The sequence below is a fragment of the Pseudomonas sp. PARCl1 genome (genome assembly GCF_947311875.1).
GTDB lineage: Bacteria > Pseudomonadota > Gammaproteobacteria > Pseudomonadales > Pseudomonadaceae > Aquipseudomonas > Aquipseudomonas juntendi.
The window spans coordinates 99,203-114,608 of record NZ_CAMZMX010000007.1 but is presented as its reverse complement, the minus strand read 5'-3'; the positions used below and the strand labels follow the sequence as shown (position 1 = coordinate 114,608).

General features: G+C 65.0%; 14 protein-coding genes. 11 read left to right on the top strand and 3 right to left on the bottom strand.

The window, feature by feature from the left end; all coding sequences use genetic code 11:
- Positions 1-183: 183 nt before the first annotated feature.
- From QME24_RS06450 to QME24_RS06440, 3 genes are read right to left on the bottom strand one after another with little or no spacing between them, the layout of a single operon-like run.
- Entirely contained in the window at positions 184-2,118 is a 1,935-nt protein-coding gene (locus QME24_RS06450; protein ID WP_029887742.1) for an ATP-binding protein, read from the bottom strand.
- Entirely contained in the window at positions 2,115-3,005 is an 891-nt protein-coding gene (locus QME24_RS06445) for an ABC transporter substrate-binding protein (protein ID WP_009683175.1), read from the bottom strand. Before QME24_RS06445 ends, QME24_RS06450 begins: the two co-directional genes overlap by 4 nt.
- The gene (locus QME24_RS06440) at positions 3,005-5,152 is read right to left on the bottom strand and encodes a TonB-dependent receptor (protein WP_192440348.1); all 2,148 of its coding nucleotides are present in this window, start codon (positions 5,150-5,152) and stop codon (positions 3,005-3,007) included. Before QME24_RS06440 ends, QME24_RS06445 begins: the two co-directional genes overlap by 1 nt.
- A gap of 157 nt (positions 5,153-5,309) precedes the next feature.
- Here QME24_RS06440 and QME24_RS06435 point away from each other — a divergent pair, with 157 nt between their 5' ends.
- The 11 genes from QME24_RS06435 (at position 5,310) to kdpB (ending at position 15,399) form a co-directional block, all read left to right on the top strand.
- Positions 5,310-6,335, top strand: coding sequence for an NAD(P)H-dependent glycerol-3-phosphate dehydrogenase (locus QME24_RS06435; RefSeq protein ID WP_009683173.1), 1,026 nt, complete (start codon positions 5,310-5,312; stop codon positions 6,333-6,335).
- A gap of 24 nt (positions 6,336-6,359) precedes the next feature.
- Positions 6,360-6,707, top strand: coding sequence for a DUF4389 domain-containing protein (locus QME24_RS06430; RefSeq protein WP_029887739.1), 348 nt, complete (start codon positions 6,360-6,362; stop codon positions 6,705-6,707).
- Complete coding sequence (sixA, locus tag QME24_RS06425) at positions 6,704-7,162, top strand: phosphohistidine phosphatase SixA (RefSeq protein WP_054904245.1); 459 nt, start codon at positions 6,704-6,706, stop codon at positions 7,160-7,162. Before QME24_RS06430 ends, sixA begins: the two co-directional genes overlap by 4 nt.
- Positions 7,163-7,291: 129 nt before the next feature.
- Complete coding sequence (locus QME24_RS06420; RefSeq protein ID WP_192441814.1) at positions 7,292-7,687, top strand: hypothetical protein; 396 nt, start codon at positions 7,292-7,294, stop codon at positions 7,685-7,687.
- Positions 7,688-7,758: 71 nt separating this feature from the next.
- Entirely contained in the window at positions 7,759-8,547 is a 789-nt protein-coding gene (locus QME24_RS06415; protein WP_054904243.1) for an alpha/beta hydrolase, read from the top strand.
- Positions 8,544-9,398: an alpha/beta hydrolase gene (locus tag QME24_RS06410; protein WP_009683168.1), complete on the top strand. Its 855-nt coding sequence runs from the start codon at positions 8,544-8,546 to the stop codon at positions 9,396-9,398. The genes QME24_RS06415 and QME24_RS06410 overlap by 4 nt, the downstream gene beginning before the upstream one ends.
- 108 nt (positions 9,399-9,506) lie before the next feature.
- Positions 9,507-10,301 (top strand): DUF4892 domain-containing protein, encoded by a 795-nt coding sequence (locus QME24_RS06405; RefSeq protein WP_047149932.1) that lies wholly within the window; start codon positions 9,507-9,509, stop codon positions 10,299-10,301.
- 12 nt (positions 10,302-10,313) lie between these two features.
- Positions 10,314-11,366: an AI-2E family transporter gene (locus QME24_RS06400; protein ID WP_054904242.1), complete on the top strand. Its 1,053-nt coding sequence runs from the start codon at positions 10,314-10,316 to the stop codon at positions 11,364-11,366.
- Between the two features lie 175 nt (positions 11,367-11,541).
- The gene (gene kdpF, locus QME24_RS06395; RefSeq protein ID WP_033690477.1) at positions 11,542-11,631 is read left to right on the top strand and encodes a K(+)-transporting ATPase subunit F; all 90 of its coding nucleotides are present in this window, start codon (positions 11,542-11,544) and stop codon (positions 11,629-11,631) included.
- A gap of 9 nt (positions 11,632-11,640) precedes the next feature.
- Entirely contained in the window at positions 11,641-13,335 is a 1,695-nt protein-coding gene (kdpA, locus tag QME24_RS06390) for a potassium-transporting ATPase subunit KdpA (RefSeq protein ID WP_235767893.1), read from the top strand.
- Between the two features lie 9 nt (positions 13,336-13,344).
- Positions 13,345-15,399: a potassium-transporting ATPase subunit KdpB gene (gene kdpB / locus QME24_RS06385; protein WP_054904240.1), complete on the top strand. Its 2,055-nt coding sequence runs from the start codon at positions 13,345-13,347 to the stop codon at positions 15,397-15,399.
- Positions 15,400-15,406 lie beyond the last annotated feature (7 nt).

Below are 15,406 nucleotides of genomic sequence, written 5' to 3'. Positions count from 1 at the left end.
GCAGGGGATGAATCTTCCCGACCGACCCGAATAACCAACGGCTTCGGGGCGGTAGCCTACAGGTAGACTATTGCGTTGTGGTGAAAGTCACAGCGCACCTGGTGAAAGAAGTACAGGTGTGCACTGAAACGTCTATTTTCAGGGCCGATGAAGGTCCTGTCCAGTGTTTAAGACTGCCGCACTTTAGCATTTATCGCCAGTCGCGGTTGTCTGGCCGGGTAACCAGCGTTGCAGCACGCGCTGCAGTTCGCTGCGGCGCAAGGGTTTGCTCAGGTAGTCATCCATGCCGGCGGCCATGCATCGCTCGCGGTCGCCGTCGAGCGCGTTGGCGGTCAGGGCGATGATCGGCAGGCCTGTGCCGTTGTCCAGTTGGCGAATGCGGCGGGTGGCTTCATAGCCGTCCATGTGCGGCAACCGGCAGTCCATCAGCACCGCGGCAAAGCGCTGGCGGCCCACCAGGTCGACCGCCTCGAGGCCGTCTGCAGCGGTGCACACCGCCAGCCCAAGGCTGCGCAGCATGGCTTCTATGACACTCTGGTTGACCGGATTATCCTCGACCAACAGCACCTTTTTCTGCTCTGCAGCGGCCGCTGGCGGGTCGAGTGGGTGCGGCAGTGGCGCTGGCGCCTGGCTGGCCAGGGCCAACGGCATCTCCAGGGTGAACGTTGAACCCTGGCCCACATGGCTCTCACCGCGCAGCTTGCCACCCATGCGCTCGGCCAGGGTGCGGGCGATCGACAACCCCAGCCCGGTGCCGCCATAGCGGCGGGAAATCGAGCTGTCCGCTTGCTGGAACGCGACGAACATCATTTCCAGGCGGTCGCTGTCGATACCGATGCCGGTATCACGCACGCTGCAGGTCAGCCAGATCAACTGCCGATCAACCACTTGCCAGCGGGCCTCGACCTGCACCTGGCCGCGTTCGGTGAACTTCAGCGCGTTGCCCACCAGGTTCAGCAGGATCTGGCGGATGCGCGTAGGGTCGCCGTTCACCTGCAACTGGCCGATGTCGGCCGGCAGTTGCAGGTGCAGCCCAAGGCCGCGTTGCTGGGCGCTGTGCTGGAAGGACTGGACGCTGCTGGTGATCAGCTCGCCGAGGTTGAAGTCGATGTGTTCAAGTTGCAGCGCGGCGCGTTCGATGCGCGAGAAGTCCAGAATATCGTTGATGACTTTCAGCAGGTGCCCGGTGGACTCGCTGGCCACGGCGGTGTAATCGGCCTGTTCGTTGCTGAGCGGGGTGGTTTCCAGCAATTGCAGCATGCCCATCACGCCGTTCATCGGGGTGCGCAGCTCGTGGCTCATCATCGCCAGGAAATCGGACTTGGCACGGTTGGCCTGTTCAGCCTCTTCGCGGGCCTGGATCAGCTCGGCGATGGTTTGTTGCTGTTCAGCGCTGGCCTGCTCCAGGGCGCTGGCCAGGTTGTTGATGTGGCGCGCCAGGTGGCCCAGCTCGCTGTCGTCTACCACCGGCAAGGGGGTGTTGTACTTGCCTTGCTGGATGGCCTTGACCGCGTGGCCCATGTCGCTGATCGGCTTGGCCAGGCTCAGGGCCAGGCGGCGAGCCAGCAGGAAGGTGAACAGCAGGGCGAACAGCGCGAGGATGCCCGCCTTGATCACGATTTCCTGCTGGCGCTGGCTGAACGCGTCATCGGACATGCCGACGATCACCCGGCCCAGGTAGTCGTCCCCGATGGCCGGGGTGTTGGCTTTGCCCTGTTGCAGAAAATCGTTGTCCAGGCGTATCTGCTGCAGGCGGATGGGCGCCTGGAACACTTCGACCTGCTGCGCGCGGTTGGCGCTTTCGTCGGACTGCTCCACGTAGACCAGGATGTGGTTGCGGCTGTCCTGTACCTCCAGGAAGCGGACGTGCGGGATGCTGAGGGTGGCCCGCATGAGCCCCTCGAGCACTTCGTTGTTACCGGAAATCACCCCGTACTCCGACGCGGGTGCCAGCTGGTTGGCGATCAATTGCCCGGTGTGGTTGAGTTCCTGGCGCAGGTCCTGGATACGAACGAAGGTAAAGAAGCTGATCAGCAGCAAGGTCAGCAGCAGCGCGGGGCCAAGGCTGATGATCTGGGTGCGGGTGTGAATGTCCCAACTCAGGCGTTTGCTGCTCATGGGGTGGGTTCTCCTTCGGCCAGTACCTGGGCGGCGGCGTTCGGATCGATCGGTTCAAGGCCCAGGGCCCGGGCCACTTGCTGGTTGCCGCTGACGCTGTAGCGCTTGGGGTAGAGGCTGCGCGGCCAGCGCGCCGGGGGCTGGTCGAGCAATTGGTCGAGTTCCGCCAGCCAGTCATCCTGGTCGCTGTAGGTGCTGGCCAGTGCGCCGGCGCGGACAAAACCGGCGTTGGGGCCGATCAGCGCCATCTGCCGGCCATAGCTGCTCAGCAGCAGGTTCTTTGCCGTCTTGGAGTTGTACAGGTCAGGGTCGTCCAGCCCCAGCAGGACATCGCTGTTGCCCAGCAGGTGCTGCAATGGCCGGTTGTCGCGTGGGTCGGACCAGTCCTGGGCTACGATTTCCAGGCCCAGCGGCCGTGCCGCATGGCGCAGTTCCTCGAGCAGAAACCCACTGTGCTGGCCGTACAGCACGCCGATACGCCGTGCCTGGGGCAGCAAGTAACGCGCCAGGCGCAACTGACGGGCCGGTGGCGCGTCATTCCACAGGAAGGTGAGAAACGCCGGGCGCGACTTTCCCAGGCGCTGCTCAGCCTGAACGCGGCTGACGCGCATGACCAAGGCCGGTGGCCCGGCGGTTTCGCTCAGGCGCCAATCGAGGGCAGGGTTGTCGAGCAGGATCAGGCGCTGGTCGGCCTTGAGTTTGCCTGGTGATGGCAAGTCGGCGGTGGTCTGGAAGTGCACATGGTCGTGCGGCCTGCGGTTTTCCAGCGCCGCCACGAAGCTGCGGATGCCGGGCTGGTCCTCGGCGCCGATCAGCAGGATCTCGCTGGCCGACAATGGGCCCAGCGGCCACAGGCACAGTACCAGCAGGCGCAACAGCAGGCTCATCAGAACTCCAGCTCCGCGCTGACGCTCAGGCGGTGGCGGCTGTCGTAGCGGTTCTGGACTGCCGTGGTCGGCTCATCGTCCAGGCGCTGTTGCCACAACGCCGCCAGCTCCAGGTTGCTGCCATATACCCGGAAACGCTTGGCCAGGCGCAGGTCCAGGCGCTCGTAGCGGTACGCGTTGAGAGCATCGTCGCCGTAGTAGAACAGCGCGCTCGACCAACCTGCACCCCAGTCGCGCATCCACCCGGCCGAACCGCTGTTGCGGGCGCTGAGGCGGCGATCGTCGGGGTTGCTGGCCCAGGCATCGACATAGGCGTAGGTCAGGCGCAGGCGGTCGCGCAGGGTAGGGCGCCAGTCCAGTTGTGCCTCGCTGCCGCTGAAGCGGGCCTTGTTGGCGTTGCTGGCGATGTACTGGTTGTTGCGCAGCGGCTCGCTGATCATGCCGGTGATCTCGTCGTAGAACAGCTTCACGTCCATGCTCAGGTCGATGTCGCTGAAATAGCCGTTGTAGCCCAGTTCGCGCGAGCGCATGCGCTCTTGCTCGAGGTCGCCGGGGCCGCGGGTCTTGACGAAGTATTCGCCGTTTTGCAGGCCGAATGCATTGGGCGTGAGGTTCTTGACCGTGTAGCTCCAGTTGACGTTGTTCTCGAACATGTCGGGCGAGCGCACGGCCTCGGAATACACCGCACGCAGGCCATGGCGCGGGGTGATCAGGTAGTTGACCGCCACACGCGGGGTCAGCGAGCTGCCGGACAGCTGCGAGTCCTCGAACATGGCGCCGCCCTGCAGGATCCAGTGCTCGTCGGCGCGCCATTCCAGTTGCCCGAACAGGCGCCAGGTCTGGTCGTCGACGCTGCCGTTGAAGTAGGTCTGCGAATCGGCCCGGTCATAGCGGTAGTTCATGCCGCTGAGCAGGCGCAGGCTGTCGGTCAGGCTCAGGGTGTCCTGGATTTCCAGGTCGTAGCGGGTTTCGCGGGTACTCTGGTCAACATCGCCGCATACCTGTTGCTTGCCGCCGTTCTGCCATTGCTCCTGCACTTTCTGCAAAAGCCCTTGCAGGGCCGGGTCGTTCGTGGCCAGGGGGGCACCTGTGGCAATGCCGCGCGCCACGCTTTCGGCAAAGTTCGGGTTCAGTTGCCAGAGCTGGGTCAGCTCGGGGCTGAACGACTGCACCGCATCACAGGCGCGCCACACTTGCTGGCGGTCAAAATGTTGCGCCGAGGCCTGAACATAAAGGCTGTGTTCAGCGCTGAATTCCTTGGTCCAGCGCAGCGAGCCGGCGTAGTCCTTGGCGTTGACGTCGGCGTTGTTGCCGGCTTCGTACTGCTGGAAAACCGGCTGGTAGGTGTAGGGCCGTTGATTGCTGCCTTCTTTGGCCGCAAGTTGCCATTCCAGGGTCTGGTCGATGGCCAGGGTATGACTGGCGCTGAGGTTGAAGCGGTTCAAACGGCGGCTGTCGCGGTAGTCCTGGCCGAACTGGTTCTCGTCGAAGCCGTCGTCGCGCTGGCCCGATACCGACAGGCGCATGTCGCCGCCCTCCCAGCCGAAGCCGTGGCTGAGGTAATAGTCGTTGATGCCATCCTGGCCGCGGGTCAGTTTCATCCGCGTGCCATGGCTGTCGGCCGGGTTGCGGGTCAGGATGTTGACCACGGCCATCAGCGCGTTGGCGCCATAGCTGACCGTGTTCGGGCCACGGAACACCTCGATACGCTCGATATCCTCCATGGCCAGGGGAATGTCGCTCCAGTCCACCGTGGCCAGGCCGGCGCGGTACACCGAGCGGCCATCGATCAGCACCTGCATGCGCCGCGCGTCGCTGGCGTTGCTGCCATGGTAGTTGACCGTGGGCTGGTTGCCGGCGCCGTAGCCGATCATCATGCCCGGTACCAGGCGCAGCAGCTCGGGGATGTCACGGGCACCGCTGGCGCGGATCAGTTCGCTGTCGATGACGGTCATGCTGCCCGGTACCGCTGCCGGCGACTGTTTCAGGCGCGTGGCGGTCAGAACCTGGGGCAGGTCGGTGTTGTCGATGAACAGATCCTCGGCCACGGCCGGGCTACCGAGCAGGGCGGTCAATATGAGCAGACGCGGGAAAGGGGGCGTGCCAGGGAACACAGAGCAGCCTTGTCTCAGGATGGAAACAGGCATGGTAACCGACCTTGGCGCAATTGCCAGTGACCCGCCTCAAGCTTCTGGCTGCAGGCATGCCGCGCCAGGCTTTTCTCGCTGCCGGTAGCTCGAAGCTTGCAGCTTGGCTTTATAATGCGCCGGTCGCCACTTACTTTATGGCTTTAACGGATTGAATATGACTGAACAGCAACCTGTTGCAGTTCTGGGCGGCGGCAGCTTCGGCACCGCCGTGGCGAACCTGCTGGCGGAAAACGGTGTGCCGGTGCGCCAATGGATGCGCGACCCGGCCCAGGCCGAGGCCATGCGTGTCAATCGTGAAAACCCGCGCTACCTCAAGGGCATTCGCCTGCACGACGGGGTGGAACCGGTCAATGACCTGCTGGCCACCTTGCAAGCCAGCGAGCTGGTGTTCGTGGCCCTGCCATCCAGCGCATTGCGCAGCGTGCTGGCGCCGCATGCCGAGCTGTTGCGCGGCAAGGGCCTGGTCAGCCTGACCAAGGGCATCGAGGCGCAGAGCTTCAAGCTGATGAGCCAGATCCTCGAAGAGATCGCCCCCCAGGCACGCATCGGCGTGTTGTCCGGGCCCAACCTGGCCCGCGAAATTGCCGAGCACGCGTTGACTGCCACGGTAGTGGCCAGCGAACACGAAGCGCTGTGCCAGCAGGTGCAAACGGTGTTGCACGGGCGTACCTTCCGCGTTTATGCCAGTGCTGACCGATTTGGCGTGGAGCTGGGCGGGGCGCTGAAGAACGTTTATGCGATCATCGCCGGCATGGCCGTGGCCTTGGGCATGGGCGAAAACACCAAGAGCATGCTGATTACCCGTGCCCTGGCCGAAATGACCCGCTTTGCCGTCAGCCTGGGCGCCAACCCCATGACCTTCCTGGGCCTGGCCGGGGTCGGTGACCTGATCGTCACCTGTTCGTCCCCCAAAAGCCGCAACTACCAGGTGGGTTTCGCACTGGGGCAGGGCCAGAGCCTGGAGGAGGCCGTTACCCGCCTGGGCGAAGTGGCCGAAGGCGTCAACACGCTCAAGGTGCTCAAGGCCAAGGCCCAGGAGGTGCAGGTGTACATGCCGCTGGTGGCGGGCCTGCATGCCATTCTGTTCGAGGGCCGCACGCTGAACCAGGTCATCGAGCACCTGATGCGTGCCGAGCCCAAGACCGACGTCGATTTCATTTCCATCAGCGGCTTCAACTGAGCCGAACAGAGCAAGGAGCGGTACATGAACGATACCCCGGAGCGCGCCCAACGCGAGTCGATCATCCTGCGGGTGCTGTGGATGCTGGTGTTCCTGGTGGTTTGGCAACTGGCTGAATTGCTGTTGGGCGGCCTGGTGCTGGTGCAACTGGTCTACCGCCTGGTGTATGGCGCACCCAGCGCCAGCCTGATGAATTTCGGCGACAGCCTGAGCCAGTACCTGGCGCAGATCGGCCGTTTCGGCACCTTCCATACCGACCAGAAACCCTGGCCGTTCGCCGATTGGCCAGCAGCGCGTGCGCCGGAAGGCGAGGCGCCGCACGCCGTAGCCCCGGCCCCGCACCCCGTGCGGGACGAGGAGCCCAAGCTGTGAAACTGTGGGTACTGCGCCACGGTGAGGCCGAACTGCGGGCCAACAGCGATGCCGAACGGCGCCTGACTGCGCATGGTCGCGAGCAGGTGGTGCGCAGCGCTGCCCATCTGCTGGGGCAGCCATTGCAGGCGATCATCGCCAGCCCTTATGTGCGGGCCCAGCAGACTGCGGCGCTGGTGCACGAGACCCTGGGGTTTGCCGAGCCACTGCGCACCGTGCCTTGGCTCACACCAGAGGCCGATGTGCAGCAGGTCATCGGCGCAATCGAGCGGCTGGGGCTGGAGCATGTGCTGCTGGTCAGCCATCAGCCGCTGGTGGGCAACCTGGTCGGGCTGTTGCAACATGGCCACCTGCAACAGCCAGCGGCCATGAGCACGGCCAGCCTGGCCGAGCTGGAAGGGGAATGGCCCCTGGCCGGGCTGATGACCCTGAAGGCGCTCAACGCCCCTGCCTGAGCTTGCGGGGGCCTGGGGCCCCAATACACCGAGATGGCAACTGACATTTTTGCCAGTTGTCCCTCGCGTCGACTGCTTGATAGCGTTGCCCGAAAACCAGCAGTCAGGGAGCGATGCATGAGCGGTGCGATGTGGGAGCTGCTGTGCTCCCTGGACCTGCAACCCACCATGGACCAGGTTGACCAAGGCGTTTCGTTGGACTTCGCCCAGTACAGCCTGCTGCGCGAGGCTGCCGACGCCAAGTTCTACCAGCTGATGCGCAAGGTCGAGGGTTATACGGTGCCGGGGCCGATCGCCCGGCCACAGAGCGAGCACGACCTGCAGACCCTGCAGGATGCCTGCCTGCGGGTATCCCATCTGCTGCAGTCCAGCTGCCTGGCCCTGCGCCGGCTGCAGCTGGATTACCAGGACCAGCGCCTGGCCCGTGAGGCGCTGCAGAGCCAACTGGCCTACATGCAGGCCTGCCTTCGCCGTTCACTGGAGAGTTTCGACCACGCTTCATGGCCTGATAGCCGCCGCCGATGACCTTTCCGGGCATTGCCGAACCGGCTCGCCATGCCGACAATGGGCCATCATTCCCGTCCGGATCAGGCGCCATGTCGCAGCAGATCTTTTTCGCCCATGCCAACGGTTTTCCCTCGGCCACCTACGGCAAGCTGTTCGCCGCGTTGGCGCCGGACTATCAGGTCCAACACCTGACTCAGCACGGCCATGACCCGCGCTTTCCGGTGGATGACAATTGGCAGAGCCTGGTCGATGAATTGCTGCACCACCTGGCGCAGCAGGAGCAGCCGGTGTGGGGCGTAGGCCATTCGCTGGGTGGGGTTTTGCACCTGCACGCGGCGTTGCGCTGCCCCGAGTACTACCGTGGGGTGGTCATGCTCGACTCGCCTGTGCTGACCCGTGCAGACCAATGGTTGCTGCGCACCGCCAAGCGCTTCGGCTTCATCGACCGCATCACCCCGGCCGGGCGCACCTTGGGGCGCCGTCAGCTTTTCACGGACCGCGACAGTGCCCGTGAGTACTTCGCCGGCAAGTCCCTGTTTCGCCAGTTCGACCCCGACTGCCTGGACGCTTACATAGAGCATGGCCTGCAGGCGATGCAGCAGGGCCTGCAACTGCGCTTCGACCCGGCCACCGAGATCAGCATCTACCGCAGTATCCCGCATACCAGCCCCGCCCCGGCGCGACAGTTGCAGGTGCCGCTGGCCATGGTGCGCGGTGACCGCAGCAAGGTCATCCGGCGCCACCATGCCCTGGCGGTGCGTGGCATGCCGCAAGGGGAGTACCACAGTGTGCCAGGGGGGCATATGTTCCCGTTGGAGCGGCCTGCCGATACCGCCAGCCTGCTCAAGGGCCTGTTCGACCGCTGGGGCCAGGCATGAGCGCGCAGGTCGAGGAAGTTCGCCTGAGTTTGGGCCACATCGAACTGGCCGCGCATCTGTTCGGGCCTGTGGACGGTCTGCCGGTGATCGCCCTGCATGGCTGGCTGGACAACGCCAACAGCTTCGCCCGCCTGGCGCCGCTGTTGCGCGGCTTGCGCATCGTTGCCCTGGACCTGGCCGGGCATGGCTATTCGGAGCACCGCCCGCCAGGGGCCAGCTATGCCCTGGCCGACTACGCCCACGATGTACTGCGGGTGGCCGAGCAACTGGGCTGGCAGCGTTTCGCCCTGCTGGGCCATTCGCTCGGCGCCATCATTGCGGTGCAAGTGGCCGGTGCGTTGCCGGAGCGGGTCAGCCACCTGGCCTTGATCGACGGCGTTATCCCACCCACCGGCGCCGAGCAGGATGCCGGTGAGCGCCTGGGCATGGCGTTGCTGGCGCAGCTGCGCCTGGATGGCAAGCGCAAATCGGTGTACACCACCCTCGAGCAAGGTGTGCAGGCGCGCATGAAGGGCATGGTCGCGGTAAGCCGGGAAGCGGCCGAACTGCTGGCGCAGCGCGGGCTGATGCCGGTGCCCGGGGGCTACAGCTGGCGCAGCGACAGCCGCCTGACCCTGCCTTCGCCGTTGCGCCTGAGCGACGCCCAGGCCATGGCCTACGTGCGCCGGGTGAATTGCCCGGCGCAACTGGTGATTGCCGCCGACGGGATGCTGGTGCGCCATACCGCATTGCTGGAGCAGCTACCCTTTGAGCAAATGACACTGCCGGGTGGCCACCACCTGCACTTGAACGATGAGCAGGGCGCGGCCCTTGTCGCAGACTGTTTCAATCGCTTCTTTGGCTTTGCTTGACTTGCACCGGACAAGTGTCGAGGCTTGGCGGGTTGAAAGGGAGACAACCATGCAATTGCCAGACAACCTGGAGCTTCACCTCGGCGCACGGCGCCGCCTGGGTCGCCGATGAGCGCGCCCCTGTCCATCCGCACCGTTGCAGCTGCCTGCCTGGCATTGGCCAGCCCGCTGCTGTGGGCTGGCAGCCTGCCGGTGCCTGCAGACGCCAACGTGGTCGACCAGCGCCCGGCCGTGGAGCAGGAGCGCGTCTACCCGCTGGGCCCATTGCGCAAGATCAGCGGCCGCCTGCGGGTTGACGACAAGGTCGAAAGCCGTGGCCAGGTCAGCTCGGTCACCTACGAGCTGCCGGTCGAACGCACCGCCCGCGAAGCCTTCACCAGCGCCCGCGAGGCGCTGCAGCGCGACGGTGGTTACCCGCTGTTCTGGTGCCAGGGCCGCGATTGCGGCGAGGCCAGCCTGTGGGCCAACGAGGTGTTTGCCAATGCCCGCCTCAACGGGGGGGACGAACAACAGGCGTTCATCCTGCTGCGCCGTTCGGCAGAACAGGCCGACACCCTGGTTGCGTTGTACAGCGTTACCCGCGGCAACCGCCGTGCGTATTTGCATGTGGAAGAGTTCGTCGCCGACAGCCCGTTGGGCGACTTGCTGCCCACGGCGGCCACGGTGCTGCGTGAAATGCGCGATACCGGCAAGCTCGACTACCCGGACCTAGCGGCACCCCAGCCTGCCTGGGCCAACCTGCTGGCACGCAGCCTGAACCTCGACAGTACCCTGCGTGCCAGCCTCAGCGGCGTTCAGGCCGAAGCCTGGCGCGAGGCGCTGATCAAGGCCGGGGTGCGCAACGGTCGCCTTGAAGTGGGCACTGCGCCTACCACTGGCTTGCACCTTGAACTGATTCGTTGAGCGGGTGCTGCGATGGTCAACAATGATCGCCTGCTGGTCCAGATTCTGTTGCTGGCGTTGCTGGGGGCCGGCCTTTGGGTGATGGCACCGTTCATATCGGCATTGCTGTGGGGCGCTATCCTGGCCTTTGCCAGCTGGCCGTTGATGCGCCTGCTCACACGGGTACTGGGGGGGCGCGAGACCCTGGCGGCCAGCCTGCTGACCATGGCCTGGATCCTGATCGTGGCGCTACCGCTGGTGTGGCTGGGTTTCAACCTGGCCGACCACATCCGTGATGCCACCGCGTTCGTCCGTGACGTGCAGGTCGACGGCCTGCCAGATGCCCCGGCCTGGCTGGGGGGGCTGCCGTTCGTGGGCGAGCGCCTGGTCAGCTGGTGGCAGTCGCTGGACCAGCAGGGGGCAGCCTTGCTGGCCTCGGTCAAACCGCACCTGGGGCAGGTTGGCAACTGGTTGCTGGCGCGCAGCGCGCAAATCGGCAGCGGCGTGCTGGAACTCACACTCAGCCTGGTGTTCGTGTTCTTTTTCTACCGTGACGGGCCGCGTTTGTCGGCGTTCGTGCTGCGCCTGCTGCACCGCTTGATGGGCGAGCGTGCCGCGTACTACCTGGAGCTGGTGGCCGCCACCGTGCAGCGGGTCGTCAACGGGGTGATTGGTACCGCCGCGGCGCAAGCGCTGTTGGCGTTGATCGGTTTTCTGATCGCCGGCGTGCCGGGGGCCATTGTGCTCGGCCTGGTGACCTTCATGCTCAGCCTGATTCCCATGGGGCCGCCACTGGCCTGGATCCCGGCCACCGCCTGGCTGGTGTGGAAGGGCGAGTACGGCATGGCGGTGTTCCTCGGTATCTGGGGCACGTTCGTCATCAGTGGCGTGGACAACGTGCTCAAGCCCTACCTGATCAGCCGGGGCGGCAACCTGCCGCTGGTGATCGTATTGCTGGGCGTGTTCGGCGGCCTGCTGGCGTTCGGCTTCATTGGCCTGTTCATCGGGCCTACCTTGCTGGCGGTCGGCTACAGCCTGTTGCTGGACTGGAGCCGTAACGCCGTAGAGCAACCGCCCCAGCACTAGCCTGTACGGGCCCGCTTCGCGCAGGCGTGCGCGAAGCGGGCCGCGCCGCCGCCTCGACACCCTGATCTTTACGCATTCTTTATACCCCTCGCTGCCCCTCCATCTCGTTCCTTTACACCCCTTCCTCGGACAATTCCCCAAAGCGGCCCAAGCCGCATCTCGGGGAGAACCACACATGAACATGCTCGACGGGCTGTCACTGCTACTGGCAGTGGCCTTGGCGTTTTATCTGCTGGTGGCGCTTTTGCGCGCCGATCGCGGCTAAGGAGCGGCCATGCACAGTTACGACTACGCCTTGCTCCTGGCATTCTTCGCCCTGGTGCTACTGCCGGCACCCTGGCTAGGGCGTTTCTATTTCAAGGTCATGGAAGGCCAGCGCACCTGGCTGTCACCCGTACTCGCCCCGGTCGAGCAGGCTTGCTACCGGCTGGCAGGGGTAGACGCGCGCCAAGAGCAGAACTGGCGCCAGTACACCCTGGCGTTGCTGAGCTTCAACCTGGCCGGCTTCCTGCTTCTGTTCACGGTATTGCTGTTGCAGGGCTACCTGCCCCTCAACCCGCAGCACCTGCCTGGCCAGGAATGGTCGCTGGCATTCAATACCGCCGTCAGCTTCGTCACCAATACCAACTGGCAGGCTTACAGCGGCGAGGCGTCGGTCAGCTACCTGAGCCAGATGCTTGGCCTGACGGTGCAGAACTTCGTCAGCGCCGCCACGGGCCTGGCCGTGCTGGTCGCGCTGTGCCGCGGTATTGCCCGGCGTAGCAGCGCAACGCTGGGCAACTTCTGGGCCGACATGACCCGCGCCACCCTTTACGGTTTGCTGCCGTTGTGCCTGTTGCTGGCGCTGCTGCTGGTATGGCAGGGCGTGCCGCAGACCTTTGCCGACTATGCCCACGCGTTGACCCTGCAAGGTGCCGACCAGAGCATCCCGTTGGGCCCGGCCGCCAGCCAGATCGCCATCAAGCAGTTGGGCACCAACGGCGGCGGTTTTTTCGGCGTGAACTCGGCGCACCCGTTCGAGAACCCCACGGCCTGGAGCAACCTGTTCGAGGTGGCATCGATCATCCTCATTCCGGCGGCCCTGGTGTTCACCTTCGGCCACTACGTCAAGGACCTGCGCCAGAGCCGCGCCGTCCTTGCCTGCATGCTCGCATTGTTCCTGATTGGCGGCAGCACGGCGCTGTGGGCCGAGCACCAGCCCAACCCGGCGCTTGCAGGCGAACAGGTCCAGCAGAGCGGCCCCATGGAAGGCAAGGAAAGCCGCTTCGGGACTACCGCTTCGGTGCTGTGGACCGTGACCACCACTGCCGCATCCAATGGCTCGGTCAATGCCATGCACGACAGCCTCAACCCGCTGACTGGCATGGTGGCGATGGTCAACATGATGGTCGGTGAGGTGATTTTTGGCGGTGTCGGCGCAGGGCTGTACGGCATGTTGCTGTTCGTGTTGATCGCCGTGTTCCTGGCCGGGCTGATGATTGGTCGTACGCCGGAGTACCTGGGCAAGAAGCTGCAGGCCCGTGAGGTGCAGTTGCTGGTGGCCACGCTGCTGGTGATGCCGCTGGGTGTGCTGGTGCTTGGCGCCATCGCTGCCAGCCTGCCCGGCCCGGCGGGGGCGGTCAGCAACCCGGGGGCGCATGGTTTCAGCCAACTGCTGTACGCCTACACCTCGGGTGCCGCCAACAACGGCTCGGCGTTCGCCGGGTTCGGTGCCAACACGGTGTACCACAACCTGATGATCGGCTTGGCCATGCTGATCGGCCGCTTCGGCTACATCCTGCCGGTACTGGCCTTGGCCGGCAGCCTGGCGGCCAAGAAGACCGCGCCCCTTGGAGTCAACAGCTTCCCCACCCACGGCCCGCTGTTCACCGGCCTGCTGCTGGTGACCATCCTGCTGGTCGGTGGCCTGACATTTTTGCCGACCTTGGCCCTTGGGCCGATCGCCGAACATTTGAGCCTGGGTTTTTGAGGATCGACCATGAATATGCCCATTCCTGAAATGAAAGCCCGGCACAGTGCCAAAGACCAGACCCGGTTTGCGGCGCTGTGGCGCCCAGCGCTGGTACAGGCCTTGGTCAAGCTCGACCCACGCCAGTTGCAGCGCTCGCCGGTCATGCTGGTGGTGGCGGTGACGGCGCTGCTGACCACGGTACTGTGTTTTGCCCCTGGCAGTGGCGTCAGCCGCGGCGTGGCCGTGCAGATTGCCCTGTGGCTGTGGTTCACCGTGTTGTTCGCCAACTTTGCCGAAGCCCTTGCCGAAGGGCGCGGTAAAGCCCGCGCCGACAGCCTCAAGGCCGGCAGCCAAGGCTTGACCGCCCAGCGCCGTCAGCGTGACGGCCACTATGAAACGGTAGCTGCCGGCGCCTTGCGCAAAGACGATGTGGTGCGTGTAGTGGCCGGTGAAATGATCCCCGCCGATGGTGAGGTGCTCGAAGGGATCGCAGCGGTCAACGAGGCAGCGATCACGGGTGAGTCGGCGCCGGTCATTCGTGAATCCGGTGGCGACCGCTCGGCCGTCACCGGTAACACCCGGCTGGTTTCCGACTGGCTGCTGATCCGCATCACCAGCAACCCGGGCGAGTCCACCCTGGACCGCATGATTGCCCTGGTCGAAGGTGCCAAGCGGCAGAAAACCCCCAATGAAGTCGCCCTCGACATCCTGCTGATCGGGCTGACGCTGATCTTCCTGATCGTGGTGGTGACCTTGCAGCCATTCGCCCACTTCGTCGGCGGCAGCCTGCCGCTGATCTTTCTCGCTGCCTTGCTGGTGACGTTGATCCCCACCACCATCGGTGGCCTGTTGTCGGCCATCGGCATTGCCGGTATGGACCGGCTGGTACGGTTGAACGTGATCGCCCGCTCGGGCCGTGCCGTGGAAGCGGCCGGGGACGTGCATACCCTGATGCTCGACAAGACCGGCACCATTACCTTCGGCAACCGCCGTTGCAGCGCACTGCACGCCGCGCCGGGCGTAACCGCACGGGAACTGGGGGAGGGCGCCCTGCTGGCCTCGCTGGCTGACGATACCGCAGAAGGCAAGTCGATCGTCGAGTACCTGCGTCAGTTGCATGCCGTTGTCGAACCCCCTGCCGGGCACTACGAAGCCGTGGCATTCAGTGCCGAAACGCGTCTGTCGGGCATCGACTTCCAGCAGCGCCGCTACCGCAAGGGGGCCGTCGATGCGGTGCTGGCATTCGTCGGCATGCAGCGCCTGGACATGCCGCCAGCGCTGGCCCGTGAGGTTGAACGCATCGCCCAGAGCGGTGGCACGCCCTTGCTGGTGTGCCTGGACAAGCGCCTGCTTGGGGTGATCCACCTCAAGGACGTGGTCAAGCCTGGCATCCGCGAACGCTTCGCCGAATTGCGCAAGCTGGGTATCCGCACCGTGATGGTGACCGGTGACAACCCGTTGACGGCTGCTGCCATCGCAGCGGAGGCCGGGGTGGATGATGTGCTGGCCGAGGCCACGCCGGAGAAAAAGCTGGCGCGCATTCGCCAGGAGCAGAACGACGGCCGCCTGGTGGCCATGTGCGGCGACGGTGCCAACGACGCCCCGGCGCTGGCCCAGGCCGACGTGGGCATGGCCATGAATGACGGCACCCAGGCGGCGCGCGAGGCGGCCAACATGGTCGACCTGGACAGCGACCCGACCAAGCTGCTGGACGTGGTGCAGGTCGGCAAGCAGTTGCTGGTGACCCGGGGGGCGCTGACCACCTTTTCCATCGCCAATGACGTGGCCAAGTACTTCGCCATCCTGCCGGCGCTGTTCGCTGCCATCTACCCGCAGTTGGGGGTGCTCAACCTGATGCACCTGGCCAGCCCGCAAAGCGCGATCCTCTCGGCCATCGTGTTCAATGCCCTGATCATCGTCGTGCTGATTCCTTTGGCGCTACGGGGTGTCCGGGTCCAGGCGGCCAGCGCTGCCCACCTGTTGCGGCGCAACCTGTTGATCTACGGGCTGGGCGGCATCGTGGTGCCGTTTGCCGGCATCAAGCTGATCGATCTGTTGCTCAACGCCCTGCACCTGGTCTGAGGAGGCC

Bases quoted from the DNA above. Each gene is read 5' to 3' on its own strand.
- QME24_RS06435 (WP_009683173.1), top strand. From the start codon at position 5,310: ATGACTGAACAGCAACCTGTTGCAGTTCTGGGCGGCGGCAGCTTCGGC.
- QME24_RS06450 (WP_029887742.1), bottom strand. From the start codon at position 2,118: ATGAGCAGCAAACGCCTGAGTTGGGACATTCACACCCGCACCCAGATC.
- QME24_RS06410 (WP_009683168.1), top strand. From the start codon at position 8,544: ATGAGCGCGCAGGTCGAGGAAGTTCGCCTGAGTTTGGGCCACATCGAA.
- QME24_RS06440 (WP_192440348.1), bottom strand. From the start codon at position 5,152: ATGCCTGTTTCCATCCTGAGACAAGGCTGCTCTGTGTTCCCTGGCACG.
- QME24_RS06430 (WP_029887739.1), top strand. From the start codon at position 6,360: ATGAACGATACCCCGGAGCGCGCCCAACGCGAGTCGATCATCCTGCGG.
- kdpF (WP_033690477.1), top strand. From the start codon at position 11,542: ATGAACATGCTCGACGGGCTGTCACTGCTACTGGCAGTGGCCTTGGCG.
- QME24_RS06445 (WP_009683175.1), bottom strand. From the start codon at position 3,005: ATGAGCCTGCTGTTGCGCCTGCTGGTACTGTGCCTGTGGCCGCTGGGC.
- QME24_RS06405 (WP_047149932.1), top strand. From the start codon at position 9,507: ATGAGCGCGCCCCTGTCCATCCGCACCGTTGCAGCTGCCTGCCTGGCA.
- kdpA (WP_235767893.1), top strand. From the start codon at position 11,641: ATGCACAGTTACGACTACGCCTTGCTCCTGGCATTCTTCGCCCTGGTG.
- QME24_RS06400 (WP_054904242.1), top strand. From the start codon at position 10,314: ATGGTCAACAATGATCGCCTGCTGGTCCAGATTCTGTTGCTGGCGTTG.
- QME24_RS06420 (WP_192441814.1), top strand. From the start codon at position 7,292: ATGTGGGAGCTGCTGTGCTCCCTGGACCTGCAACCCACCATGGACCAG.
- kdpB (WP_054904240.1), top strand. From the start codon at position 13,345: ATGAATATGCCCATTCCTGAAATGAAAGCCCGGCACAGTGCCAAAGAC.
- QME24_RS06415 (WP_054904243.1), top strand. From the start codon at position 7,759: ATGTCGCAGCAGATCTTTTTCGCCCATGCCAACGGTTTTCCCTCGGCC.